The following is a 12,957-nucleotide window of genomic DNA, read 5'->3' as shown; positions in this document are numbered from 1 at the left end:
TACAAACCACACCAACGCACCCCGTGCGTTGATTAACAAATTAATAAGTAACCATAAAAAAAAAATCCACATAAGGTAGCTCTGTAAAGAGTTTCTTATGTGAATTTTTAATATTATATTATTTTGATAATAGTTTCCCTACTGAAGGAGGGATTTCCCCACCTAAATTACGAAAATTACTATTAAAACCTACATAAGTCAACCCATTTGACTTAAGCATACCTTCACCTTTTTCTGACGGATTAGGTGGATAAAAAGGATTAAAAATAATTTCAACATTTGATTTTGCCTGTGAGCGAAGGGTTCTAACATAGTTAGTATAATCTTTATTAGTTGAAACCGTTAGGTAATTAAAAAAGTTACTAGATGAATCCTTTTTACCCCCTCTACCCCATTCTAAGCTATACATAATATTAGCAACAGGTTGCCCCGTTAATTGACTAATAGAGGTAAGCAAATTCTCAAATGTTTCAGTTAGATGTTTTCTACGAAGCCCTTCATACTCAGCTAGTGCTACCTTTATATTCTCATTATTAGCACTAGCTTCAGGGGTCTGTAGAATGCGTAATTCTACATAATTCTTTTCATCTTCTGTAGGTTTTCTACCCAGTAGTTCCACCATATAGTTATTATGTTCCTCTTTCCCAAGCTGAAACTTAACATTGATTAATCTACCATCCTTAGATAACTCCTTTGTTGCTCTACCTCGTTCTTGCTCTAAGAGTTTCATATTTGTGATAGTAGTTGTATTATAGATTTTAGAGAAGGTTTTATTTATACTTAACCTATTTAAAGTCCAGTTACCGTCTTTATCTTTGACTACTGGGTCATACAGACCAAAGTTTTTTGCTAAACTGTCAGCAGCACCTTTATTTACTTTATATGGGTCAGTATTTTCTTCATGTGCTTTTTGCTCATCCTGCTTTAATTTTGCAATGAATTGTTCATTGTCTTGATTTAACTGAGCAGTTTTTATAGCAGTATTCACAACCAACTTAGTCTTGCTCAAGTTAATCTCTTCATTAGCTATCTTCTCATTTAACCTATGTTTTGCATAATTCAAACTCAAATCACTATCACTGCTAAACTGTTTATGATGTCTATCAGTAGCTTCATTTTTCCAGTTATCAAAGTGTTTAAAAAAGTAGTCTTGAACATTTTTAGGTTGCTGTGCTATAAATGATGTCAGTCCACCATCCTCAGTAATCTGTTGACCATCTGCACCTACAGTACCTTTTTTGTTGAACATACTGCTTAAGCTACTAATAGCATCTTGACCTTGTTTAACAAGACTCTCATCTCCTGTTGCTTTACCTATACGAACCATAGCACTGGCTATACCCCATTTGTTAATATAACTGTTCATAGTAGGTGCAACCAGTTTTTCATAGTCATTTTTAGTACTGGCTTCATACAGGGCATCCAGATTAGCCTTGGTATTCAAGGCATCTTGTTTTGCAGGAGTTAAGGCATGAATTGCTGCTTGTAGTTTTGTAGGGTCATCACCATAATGTCTATCCAGATTATTTAAATAATCAATTGCTTTATCTACCTCATCTGGGCTATTAGTACCAGTAACATTATTAGCGATAATGGTAGCAGCCCTAATATCATCTGTTACTTGGGCTACTTTATGATTTTTGATGGCATTCTCATTAGCAATGGCAGTATTGACACGAGAGTCGTATAAAGTATCCCATTCAGACATATTGCTATAGCCACCAATATCCTCACCTTGTTGTTTTAAGGCATTAAGAAAGTTTTGTTTGGCATCTTGTTTTACCAAGTTATCTGCACTCATGTTATTTAAAAAGTGAACAGCATCTTGTTGATGCTGTTTTTGTGCAGTTTTCCAAAAGTCGTCATGCAAGGTTGCCAACCCTTCAAAGGATTGTTGTTGCTTATTATATGCATTAGCCAAGCTATCCAAGATGTTAGAAGTATCTGTTGCTTTGGTACCAGTCCAAGTAGGGTAGTTTGTAAAGATATTATCACTCATCATTATGCTCCATATTTATTTAAATATTCATTAACAGATAATGGTTTGTTATCCATATTACCTGCATTATTGGCTTTCCAGTAGGCTTCACGATAGCGTTGTCTGTCTTCTAGCTGTGCATTATAGCTTCGTCTAGCCATCTCATAGTTACGGTTATCCATATTGATGGTATGGTTTAATGACTGTTTAGCCAGTTTGACTTGTTTACGAGCATTAAGTGCATTCATGACATCACCCACACCCTGTAATAACATACCTGCTTTTTGTGAAGTGGTTAATCCACCTGATGCATTACCATAGTGTCCTGCTATTTTTTGAGCATCTAAGGCACCATGACGGATACCTTTTAATCCCAAGCCTAATATCCCACCTACCGTAGGATTCTTTGTGGTTACCCAATTAACGCCTCTATCAGCCCATGTATAAGGTTTTACATCAGATACTGTTGCTGTAGGCATAGGTACCATGACATTACTTGGTGTAGTAGCTGTATTTACATTATTGATGGGTAGTCCAATACTTCTAGGAGTACTCACATTAAAGTCATAGATGTCATTAATAGTAGGTCTAAGCCCATTCATACCAGCTTGGATATAACCACTGTGGTTACTATATTTACTTAAATCAGGGGTTGTTATAGTGGGCATTTTAACATTTTGAAATACAGGGGTATATCCAATACCATCACCTACAGTTGTAGGTACAGTACCCAAAGTATCATCTGGATAAAAGGGATTATCTATATAATCAGTAGCCATAATAATTTTCCTATATTGGTTAAGCGATAATGAGCATATCTTGTAAATCTTCACTACTGTCTTGGATTTGATACAGTTTTGGTTTACCTGTGTATAATCCAGCAGACAAACGGTTAATCAGACCTAAAGACACACCCACAACATTATAGTTGTGATGTCTAGCGTACATCATTTCTACTGTTTCAAATAAATCTACAGTAGGACTAAAGCTGGGTGTATGTATATACAGACTAGCCACGCTACTAAAACCATCAAGATGGAGTTTTTGTTTTTGCTTTAAGTCATACATCCGTTTAGCATGGAGGGTGTTATGCTCATTCATCTGTTTGGTAAGGTCTTTAAGTTCTTTTTGTTGTAACTTACTGTACTGCCCAAAAGACACATTGATGACTTTCATGATATTAGGTGCAGTTAAGATTTTACTAAAATCCCAACCAGCACCTTGAGCTACAGTTACAACAGCAACAACAACTTTAATAATTGCTGCTGTCCTTGCAGAGATAAAACCTATCTTAACAGCAAAGTCAATGAGCTTATCTACAGCCAGACCAATCAAAAGTGAGGTTGCAGCTTTTATGATGGCTGCTGCTGCTGTTCCCCCTGCACCTGCTGTTTTAATGGTAATTACAGCAGCAACGATAATAGCTCCAATCTTAATAAAAGGTTTTACCCAGCCACGATAAACCTTAACTGTCTTTTGCCATGTATGAAAGACATACAAATTTTCTCTTAGAAAGTTAGATTTTTCTTTGGGTGAGTAATCACTAATTAGCTTACGGTCAATGGGTATCAATGCTAAATCTGTAGCAGTATCTGTGTTTGTAGCAAACCCATGATTAACCACCCAACCAAAAACCATGGCACCTGAATAAACGCCATGTTGCTTAGACCGTCTATAATCTATATCCCTAGCACCTTCATAATGAACACCTACGGCAAAGTATTCTCCATCAGCATTCTTATGTATTTCATTACCTACTAGTTTTAATATAGGTACACGAATGATGTGGTATTTTCCTTGACTGTCATGATGACCTATTACACAGCTTTTTATGTAGGTTGAGTACTTTTGTGTAACCATTCTACATACTCTTTGAACTCTACCACGCTCAGCACCTATTTCTACAAACTCATCACTACACACTTCTGTTGTGTCTGTATCAGTAGTGATATTTTCTTCATATTTTATCCAGTAAGCACCTTGTGGGATATGCCAATCATCATACCCAGTAAGTGTGTCTTGTACTGTATAACTTAGTTCTACAAATCTATGACGATATTTAATGTGCTTATTAGCCACTTCACAGATATTAGTTTTACGAGTATGAATTAAGTTTTCAAAATAACGGTACAGATAGCATACTTTATTTTTTTCATTTGTTTTTTCTATCATATTGCTATCAGGGAATTCTACAGCCATACCCAAAGCACACATTTTAAGATTTACCCATTCATCTGCATATCCTTGTTGAAATTGCTTAATTAAATCATCATGGTTTAAGTTTAGGATTGTACACAGCTCATCAGTTTCTGTTACCCCTTTTGGATTATCAAGCGTACCACCTTTTAATTGAATCAGTGGGTAGTATTCTCCAGTATATTTATCCCTATCTGTGTTCTTAGACTCACCTGTATGACTAAACTTATCAGTCGTACTGTATTTATAGGCTTTATCCCATCTGCTGGCATATTGGGTATCATCAGCACCTTGTAGATAATCCATCAAATCCGCATCTGTCTCCCACGACCACTTACCTGATGTGTCTGCAAGGTATTGGTGCATGGCATATTTACGAGCATTCTTTTGCTCATTGCGGTATTCTTCTTTATTAAAAATGTTCTGTGCATCAGCATCAGAATATGTTTTTCTTTTCTTTAATACACCCATAATCATATCCAAATAAAATAAGCTAAGATATTACTACCTTAGCTTATTTTATTAATGGATAATAACTTAGGTTTGGTTAAATCTTGCACCAACAGAAGTCATGGCATTTTGCATGGCACTTCTGATATTCGTTGCACCCAAACCATTGGTAGCGTTGTTAGGTACAGCTTGGTCTTGTGCATTGGTATGATGGATTTTCCAGATATCAGCCATGATATTAGCCATTTTCAGTTTACTGTCATTGTCATAATTATCTGCTTGTTTTTGTAATACAGCATTATTCTTTTCAATCACAGAACCAGCTTTAATCACAGAGCCATCAGTATTGGCTTTTTCTGTAATGGTTTTTTGCTTATAGAACTCTGTTTGAGCAAATTTTTCTTTAAGCTCTTCTTTACCCAGTTTGAGTTTTTCTCGTGCAATATCTAGCTCCACAGGCTTGACATTGCTAAGCTCATACTGATGCAACCCTACTTGTGCAGTTTTTAGTTCAAGCTCTTTTGTCATGGTATCTGCTTGTTTTTCTTTGAGCCTAACTTCCGCTTGAGCGACTCTTAACTCTTGTGGTTTTAGGCTACGGATGTTGTAGTCAATCTCCTCTCTTTGCTTACCTATTAATGCAGTTTGAGCTTCTGTCTGTGTTCTACGAGCAGTCTCATGAGTGGCTTGATTGGTTACCATAGTTGTTTGAGCGGTCATCAACAGTAGCTCTTTTGGTAGCTTTTGATTAATGGCTGATGTTTGTGCTTCTGTATTGGCTTTATTAGCTGTTACATTGGCAATATTAGCCGTGATGAGTTTGGCTTGCTCTACTTCCGTAATCCGTTGTGTATCCACCATGGATTTTTGAGAATCTGTCATGGCTTTTTGACTGTCTAAGATAAGCAGTTCTTTGGGTAGTTTTTGGTTAATAGAAGCACTCTGTGCATTGGTCAATCCAATATTAGCGGTTAACACATCTAGTTGCTTAACCTCTGTACGCACTTGTGCATTGGTTAGGTCTGTTTGAGCCTGTGTTTGTGCAATCTGTTTTGAGATGACCTTAGACTGTTCTGCCATTTGATATTTTTGACCGTCAAGGATTAATAATTCTTTAGGCAGTTTTTGACTGATGGCAGTACTTTGAGCTTGGGTAAGACCCACATTAGCAGTAATGGCTTCTGTCTGTTTGCGTTCTGTTGCTGTTTGAGCTTGTACCAGCTGTGTTTGAGCCTCTGTTTGTAGGACTTGTTTAGCGATTGCTTTGGTTTGTTCAGAGGTTTGTGCATTCTGTGCGTCCAAAAGTACTAATTCTTTTGGTAGTTTGGTAGTGATGCTAGAAGTTTGAGCCTCTGTATTGGCTTTATTTGCACCTACCAAAGCAGTATTAGCAGTTACCAGTTTGGTTTGTTCTTTTTGTGTAGCAGTTTGTGCTACCGTCATAGCAGTTTGAGCTAGTAACTGTGAATGCTGGTCATCAAGCAATGTCAACTCTTTTGGTAGTTTGGCTTCTAGCACTTTTGTTTCTTGGTTTACCTGTCTGGTTTGAGCTTGGGTAAGACCATCTTGATACACAGTATGGGCAATCTCACTATCTAGTTTAGCCATCTGTTTATCAACAAAGTCAATTTCTTTATCCAGTTTATTGGCTTGTTTTTCTAAGATGGTAAGTTCAGCACCCAGCTTAGCTTTACCCAATGCGTATTGGGTACTGGTTTGTAAAGCTACTTCCATAGCACGGATATAAGCATTAGCATAATCCGTGCCACGGATACGATTTTTATCAAATTCTACCCATAGATGAGCCTTGACACTATCCATGAGTACATCAAAGACACCTGTACCATTTAAAGTGCCATCTGTTAGCTCTTGGATATTGAAGTCTTTATCTATCTGGCTGTTTTTAATTGTTACAGACATCTTTGATTCTCCTTATTAGTTTACAGCATCACGAGCGGCTTGTCGTTTAGCCAGTTCATCAATCTCTTTTTGAGTAGGCAAAGGTAGTACTTGCACATTATAAGCAGGTACTAGACGAGACTCTATCACCTTTTGTGATGGGTTTTTAGGGTCATCATGTTCAATGAATAATTGGTATTCTTTCTCCAAAATATTCTTATAAATGATGTTCTCCACCAGCCATGGTTTACCCATAGGTACGATTCGCTTGATTGTGCCTAGTACTGAGTTACCCACTTGGAATGTCTCATGGCTCATAGATTGCTTTTGAGGATTGACAGGGGTAACAATGACATTAACCAGCTTTAGGTTTTCATCTTCTACAGCTTTAATTTCTCCTGAAATATCTGCATCTGTGTCTTTTAATAACTCTTCTGCGATGAGCTTCTTTAAGGTTTTAGCAGTAGCGTTTTTAGCATAAGTTAAGCCAAGCTCATCAGCTTGAGCTTTTAGTTGTTCTAAAGTTTTGTCTTGGATTTGAGTGTTATCAGTCATGATATTGTCCTTACTTGATAAATACATAATAAGAAAACCCCCAGCCATACTGGGGGCTGTTAATTACATCTTAGCAGTTACTTTTAGAACAGCCAGACGCTCAATGTATTGAGGCATAAAGCCATACCACCATTTTTTAGAAACAAATCCAGTTTCACCATAAGGGTCATTACGGTCAGCGGTAGCTTCGCCTGCTTTTTTATGAATGGTTTGGAATTTAGATTCACCTTTACCACCTTGAAAACCAATGGTAGTAAATGACTCATCACCTACAACCAGTACAGGAAATACATCGTATTTGCTATTGGTTTTGTAGTAAGCATTGTTACTGGCAGTTGCACCCACCCCTGCCCATTTCATCATGCGAGGCACAACGATAAAACGGAAACCAGCCACACGACCTATCTCACCTTTTAGTACTGTAGTACCAGCAGCATATTGATGCACAGGAACAAATGCAGGATTGTCATGATAATCTTTCATGGCTTCCAAGGTAGGAATAAGTTCAGAGCCAATATAAGCCACACGACAATCAGGAATTGTACGAGTATCTGTTAGTTGTGTACCTGTAACGATTTTGGTTGATTTAGGTGTACGGTTTTTGTCTAGGTCAATACCCAGTTTTACTAGGTCGCCATAAGTCAAATCCATACCATGACTAAGCTCTGAGTTCTGTGTTGCTGTGCCAGAGAATTTTACCAAGCCAGCATTAGTCAGTAGGTCAAGTTGTAGCTTGTCTTCATATACAGTCATACAAGCATTAACAGTCTCTCGTTCTAGGTGTTCTAGTAGCTTAGCATCAGAATCAAAATTCATCATATCATTGGAGTATTCATAGAACACACCAAATTTTTGTAGGTTAGATTGAATCTCTTTACGAGTCATACCAATACGGTTTTTACGGCCACCAAGTTCACCCAAGACAGGAAACTTACCAGTAATCAAGCCAGCATCATTAGATGAGCCATACAAGTTACCATGTGCATATTTAGCTCCTGATGCATCTAGACCCATCTCATTAGAGTTGCGGTCATCCACAATAGGAAAATAACGATACTGTTTGATGCTAGTACCTGTATTTTTTGGCATGGTTTTGACATCAGCCAACTGACCAAAATACATCTCATCAAGGGCATCAATCAGAGCCTTTCGTTCATATAGAAAAGGATTTAATTGGTTTGCACCTACGGTAGTAGGGTTTTTACCATTTTCATAAGTAATAGTCATAAGTTATCCTTAATTAGTGGAATTGCTGTTGTTCATAGAATTTTAAAAAATCAGCATCACTCATCTTTAATGGGTCAAAATCATTAACCTGCGTATTACCGTTACTCTTAGGTGTCATGGCTTTACGCTTTTTATCATTAGCTGGTGATGCTTGTGGTTGGCTTTGTGTAGGTCTAGGTGCAGTAAACTCTTGCGGAGCTTGCTGTTGTTGATTGGCTTGTAAGATACGAGCTTCAATTTGAGCATAGGCTTCTAGATAAGGTGTATGCACCATACGACCTAACATTCGCTCATAATCAATGGCATCGTTGATTTGCTGATACAGACCACTTTGAGCATGATGTGCCAGTGCATATAGTACTTCAGGTTTGTCTGCTACCATCTGTTTGCTTTGGCTATCCCAAAGTTTTGTGATGTCATTCATCACAACACCAAAGTTTTCTGAGCCTTCATAAAGTTCATTAATCACAGATTCCACTTCAGAAGGTTCATTGACTTCTTGCGGTTTGTAACCCTCTGCTTGGTCTGTGTCAAATGAGTATAAATCAATATTAGCATCTTTAACGAGCTTAGCGATGGCTTCTGGTTTTTTATCATACAAATCCAAAAGGTATCCCAGCTTCTGTTTGTCTGTCAAACCACGCTGTTCTAATAAACGCATGGTTGCTAGATTGGGTTTTAGCTGAGCCATCTTTTTAGAGTAATTCGCCCCTTGTTGCATTAAAGCAATCATGTCATCAGGATTGCTTACTTGAATCTCACGACCATTGGCACGAAAGGGCTTGGTCATTACTTCATAAAATGCTTTGTAATCCACTTCACCATCAGACACAGCTTCAGATGATTGTTGTGTGTTTTGGTCATCATCATGGGTAGCTGTATCCTCTGTAGGGGTATCACCTTCTGCATTGTTGTCATCATCAGGTTCATCTGAGTCATCAGATTTATCAGATTCATCAGTAGTATCTGATTGACCATCAGAGGTGTCAGCGTTGTTCTGCGTATCTGGCTGTGTTGTTGAAGGTTCATCAACATCCTCTGATGTCTTAGATAGTTCAGATTCTAAAGCTGCCAAATCCAGATTTTTGAGTTCGTCATCAGACAAATTGTTAAGGTCAATATTACTCATATCACTCATTATTTACTCGCTTAGTGGGATAGCTTCTAGCTCTTTTAGAGATTCTTTTGCCATTGCCCCATCATTATTGATTTTCTCAAAGTAGCGTTGTACGCCACCAACTTCTTTTAGTGCTTGGATAATCTGTGGGTCAGTAACATCACTTTTACCCAACATTCTAACCAAGCCTAATACATGGTCTTTAAAATACGCCATCTCAAATACAGTTACAAAATCTGTATTTGTCTTTAGGCGTGAAAGTGCATCTGCCAGCCGTACTTTGTACTGTAGCTCTGCTTTTTCTTGTGTTAGTGTATTCATATCAATCATGATTTACCAAATCCTTATATTACAGTTGAGTCTGTTGTGTTGCCATGCCAGCTAGTGCTTGTTGTTGTTCTCGTTGTCTGATGTCAGATTGAGCCAGTTGGTTTAGCAAGTTTTGGTTATGCCCTTGCTGTTGAGCTAAAGTATTACCAGCTTGTTTCATCATTTCACGATTTAGATTGCCTTCATTAATTTGCCCTTGCTTTTGCATTTCCCTAGCGTGTCTTGTACCTGTATCACGCTCCATGAAATCCAGTACTTTATTATCAGCATCACCTTGTAGGCTTTCTGCTCTTGCATTTTCTACATTCACTTTAGCAGATTGTACCTCGCTCTTAGCCGTTGCTTCTTGTGCTTGTGCTTGTAGCAGGGCAATTTGAGCTTGTAAATGCTCCATTTGTAACTGTTGCATCTGCTGAGCCATTTCATCAGGTTGTTCTTCATAATCTTGAATGGCTTTGGCAAGTTCAGGCATTTTACGCAGGTTGGCAATTTCAGATAAAATCATTTGAGTCAGACCCATGCCCATAGAGTTACCAATAGTTTGCATCAAAAAAGCTAATTGCTGTGCTTTATTCTCATCACCTTCTGCTGTTGAAATGGTGAGTGTCAAGTCATACTCACCTTGCAAATCATCTCGTCTGATGGTAACAAACTCATCATTAGTAATTCGCACTACTTCTTTTTCAGATAGAAATTCTGAGTTCATGCCCATGATAAATCTACCCATTTTAATAAAGCCATCAGAGATTCTACGCAAAATACTCATCTCTCTTTTGGATACAGCGTCAAGTATACCTCTTGCACTAGTAGCTGTATCACCAAGATAAGATGAGTTGATGCCTGTACCAGAGAATGCCTTAACACCAGATAAACTCTCTGCTTCATTATTCATCATCTGTACCATTGCCATGGCGGAGTTGGGAATCTCTGGATAGGTGTGCATATACACATGGGTTCTTGGGTCAAATCCTTGGTTATACTCATAATCTTGTCCACGAGCAAACTTTACTTTATTGGCAGAATCCAAGAAGTTCTTAGCATAACCTGTTTGACTGTTTGCAGATTTACCCATCAAATCAATCATACCACGAGTAACTGCTCCTAGAATTTCTTGGTTATCCCCGAGTAGTTCAGCATTAGGTAATCCCCAGACACTACCCTCCTCTGGCAGATAATTGAACACCACAAAAGGCAGTTTGCCATTAGGAAATGGGTTTTCTTCCATTCTAATGAGGGTATCACCCACCCATGATGCTACGATGGCAGTTGTTTCCCCATCACCTTTGATGTCCCAATACCCCCAATATTCGTGAACAGTGATTTTTTTGCGAGCTTTATCTTGAAAGGTAAAACCATCAGCATCAGGTTTATCAATGCTGGTATTATCGTTTTCATCATACTCTAGCAGATAGCTTATGTTCTCATAGATGCCTTGTTTTTTTAGCTCGCTTAGGCTGGATTCATAGCGATGAATCACAAATTGAGCTTTATCCATATCACCTTTACAGGTGGGGTCAATAAATACATTCTTAATGTTACAGATTTCAGCAGTAGGTTTGTTGGTAACGACTTTGACAGACTCTACTTCTTTAAATCCAGCAGGTTCAGCCACATAAGGCATACCTTTTTCATTACTCATTTCAAAACCAGCTTTGACCTCATCAGGCAGACTGGCATAAGTATTAGGTTCAGTTTCTTGTAGTGTTGCTAATTGCTCCATTTGAGCCATGGCTTGTTCTGCTTGCTCCATAGGTACAGGCACATAATTAAATAATGGTAACTTTTCTTTAACCTTCTTTTCTTGGTATTCCCAGCCCATACGAATGACACAGCTACCATTTTTAACCAGTTGTCTAATGACACCATCTACCAATGCTACTTTGTTAAGTTGCGTATTAAATTGACGGTTTAAGATTAAAGAATTTTGTTTGGCTCTATCTGTATCCTCGTGCGTTAGTGGTTTGACATCATACAAGTTACTTGTGGATAAGAAGGGTTCTGATAAGCTAGGTGCGTTCCATTCTGCTTGTTTACGAATCAGCTTAGGATTGACACGACTGCCTTTGTGTTTATCCGTACCGTATTTAGGAGCATCATACAGCTTTTGCCATTTATCCAATTGAGCCAGATAGCTTGCTTGACTGGATTTAGCGAAGTTATAGTCATGCTTTAAATCCTGAACACTAGGTTCATTTTTCCAGTTGGTCAGTTTGACTTTACGAGTTTTATTTTGTGTTTCTTTGATGAGTTTACGAAAACCATAAGCAGAAAAATCCTCATCACTCATGCCATAGGCTTGTTTGAATTGTTGCTCTTTAGTCATGGGTACTGCAGATACACCTCCTTGCATGGTAGCCATCAGTTCAGGAGGCATCATCTCACCAACCATTTGAGCCATCAGCTCTGGTGGTAGTTGGTTAGGGTCTTGAAGCATTTCTGGGGGAAGTTGCTTAGGTGGTTGTTGTGGTAGCATCATATGAATCCTTTAATGGTAAATAGTTCTTTTTGTGGTTGTCTGTCTAGTTCATAGCCTCTATTTTCCAGCATCTGTATTTCTTGGATATAGGCTTGATAATAGCGTGTGGTTTCATTTATATCCCCATCAAGCTGATTATCTATGCTTTTTAATAAGCGAGATGCGATATACAGACCTAGTGCATTGTGATACACCATAGGCAGTGGTAACTCATCATCTAGCTGTAGCTGTGTGTTTGCACCCATGGCGGTATGACACACCAGTTGATATACCGCAAAATCATAGGGATTATACAGACGCAACCTATGATTGTTATCCATGAAATAACAAGGCTTTTGAAAGGTGGTATCCAAAGCATCAATTGCAGTCAGACCTTGTAGTCTTGGTTCAGGATAGATGATTTGTGGCTCAGGTAAGTACTGCATACCAATGTCTTTAGGCTCTACCCCCATCAGGTATACTTCTGATAGTTTTACGATGTCAGCTCGCCAAGGTTCATCACCCTCAGTAATGTCAATGGTGTGTGTGCCTCGTAGCAGTTCAATCACATCAGACACTTCTTCTGATAAATGAAAGCGAGTATTTAATTCTCTAAGCCCTGCTTTTAGTAGTGTTAGCAGTAAAGGGAATTTATCATCACGAATCACCCCAGTCTCATCATCTGTCAGGTTCATATTTTTTAAATCCACCAATACAAGGTAATTTAAATAATCAAGTACTGTCATTGCA

Annotated in this window: 10 protein-coding genes; all 10 read right to left on the bottom strand. The window is 38.2% G+C overall.

Features of this window, described 5'->3' with window-relative positions; genetic code table 11:
* Positions 1 to 118 precede the first annotated feature (118 nt).
* Positions 119 to 2,002, bottom strand: coding sequence for a hypothetical protein (locus L3D27_RS04850; RefSeq protein WP_432481755.1), 1,884 nt, complete (start codon positions 2,000 to 2,002; stop codon positions 119 to 121).
* Positions 2,002 to 2,757: a hypothetical protein gene (locus tag L3D27_RS04845; protein WP_432481754.1), complete on the bottom strand. Its 756-nt coding sequence runs from the start codon at positions 2,755 to 2,757 to the stop codon at positions 2,002 to 2,004. Before L3D27_RS04845 ends, L3D27_RS04850 begins: the two co-directional genes overlap by 1 nt.
* Before the next feature lie 19 nt (positions 2,758 to 2,776).
* A complete protein-coding gene (locus tag L3D27_RS04840) occupies positions 2,777 to 4,645 on the bottom strand; it encodes a hypothetical protein (RefSeq protein ID WP_432481753.1) in 1,869 nt (622 codons plus the stop codon).
* Positions 4,646 to 4,711: 66 nt separating this feature from the next.
* Positions 4,712 to 6,544 (bottom strand): hypothetical protein, encoded by a 1,833-nt coding sequence (locus L3D27_RS04835; protein ID WP_432481752.1) that lies wholly within the window; start codon positions 6,542 to 6,544, stop codon positions 4,712 to 4,714.
* Positions 6,545 to 6,559: 15 nt separating this feature from the next.
* Positions 6,560 to 7,078 (bottom strand): hypothetical protein, encoded by a 519-nt coding sequence (locus L3D27_RS04830; RefSeq protein ID WP_432481751.1) that lies wholly within the window; start codon positions 7,076 to 7,078, stop codon positions 6,560 to 6,562.
* Positions 7,079 to 7,141: 63 nt separating this feature from the next.
* Complete coding sequence (locus L3D27_RS04825) at positions 7,142 to 8,305, bottom strand: N4-gp56 family major capsid protein (protein WP_432481750.1); 1,164 nt, start codon at positions 8,303 to 8,305, stop codon at positions 7,142 to 7,144.
* A 13-nt stretch (positions 8,306 to 8,318) separates the two neighbouring features.
* Entirely contained in the window at positions 8,319 to 9,434 is a 1,116-nt protein-coding gene (locus L3D27_RS04820; protein ID WP_432481749.1) for a hypothetical protein, read from the bottom strand.
* Positions 9,435 to 9,446: 12 nt separating this feature from the next.
* Positions 9,447 to 9,752 (bottom strand): hypothetical protein, encoded by a 306-nt coding sequence (locus L3D27_RS04815; RefSeq protein ID WP_432481748.1) that lies wholly within the window; start codon positions 9,750 to 9,752, stop codon positions 9,447 to 9,449.
* A 19-nt stretch (positions 9,753 to 9,771) separates the two neighbouring features.
* A complete protein-coding gene (locus L3D27_RS04810; protein ID WP_432481747.1) occupies positions 9,772 to 12,228 on the bottom strand; it encodes a portal protein in 2,457 nt (818 codons plus the stop codon).
* The gene (locus L3D27_RS04805; RefSeq protein WP_432481746.1) at positions 12,225 to 12,953 is read right to left on the bottom strand and encodes a hypothetical protein; all 729 of its coding nucleotides are present in this window, start codon (positions 12,951 to 12,953) and stop codon (positions 12,225 to 12,227) included. Before L3D27_RS04805 ends, L3D27_RS04810 begins: the two co-directional genes overlap by 4 nt.
* Positions 12,954 to 12,957: the final 4 nt, after the last annotated feature.

It is taken from the genome of Moraxella sp. ZY200743, from assembly GCF_050885545.1.
GTDB classification, from domain to species: Bacteria; Pseudomonadota; Gammaproteobacteria; order Pseudomonadales; family Moraxellaceae; genus Moraxella; species Moraxella haemolytica.
The sequence above is the reverse complement of the archived record's forward strand: the minus strand, read 5'-3'. Positions and strand labels throughout refer to the sequence as shown.

Excerpts from the sequence above, each read along its gene's own strand:
- L3D27_RS04830 (WP_432481751.1), bottom strand. The coding sequence starts at position 7,078 with ATGACTGATAACACTCAAATCCAAGACAAAACTTTAGAACAACTAAAA.
- L3D27_RS04810 (WP_432481747.1), bottom strand. The coding sequence starts at position 12,228 with ATGATGCTACCACAACAACCACCTAAGCAACTTCCCCCAGAAATGCTT.
- L3D27_RS04835 (WP_432481752.1), bottom strand. The coding sequence starts at position 6,544 with ATGTCTGTAACAATTAAAAACAGCCAGATAGATAAAGACTTCAATATC.
- L3D27_RS04850 (WP_432481755.1), bottom strand. The coding sequence starts at position 2,002 with ATGATGAGTGATAATATCTTTACAAACTACCCTACTTGGACTGGTACC.
- L3D27_RS04820 (WP_432481749.1), bottom strand. The coding sequence starts at position 9,434 with ATGAGTAATATTGACCTTAACAATTTGTCTGATGACGAACTCAAAAAT.
- L3D27_RS04840 (WP_432481753.1), bottom strand. The coding sequence starts at position 4,645 with ATGGGTGTATTAAAGAAAAGAAAAACATATTCTGATGCTGATGCACAG.
- L3D27_RS04825 (WP_432481750.1), bottom strand. The coding sequence starts at position 8,305 with ATGACTATTACTTATGAAAATGGTAAAAACCCTACTACCGTAGGTGCA.
- L3D27_RS04815 (WP_432481748.1), bottom strand. The coding sequence starts at position 9,752 with ATGATTGATATGAATACACTAACACAAGAAAAAGCAGAGCTACAGTAC.
- L3D27_RS04845 (WP_432481754.1), bottom strand. The coding sequence starts at position 2,757 with ATGGCTACTGATTATATAGATAATCCCTTTTATCCAGATGATACTTTG.
- L3D27_RS04805 (WP_432481746.1), bottom strand. The coding sequence starts at position 12,953 with ATGACAGTACTTGATTATTTAAATTACCTTGTATTGGTGGATTTAAAA.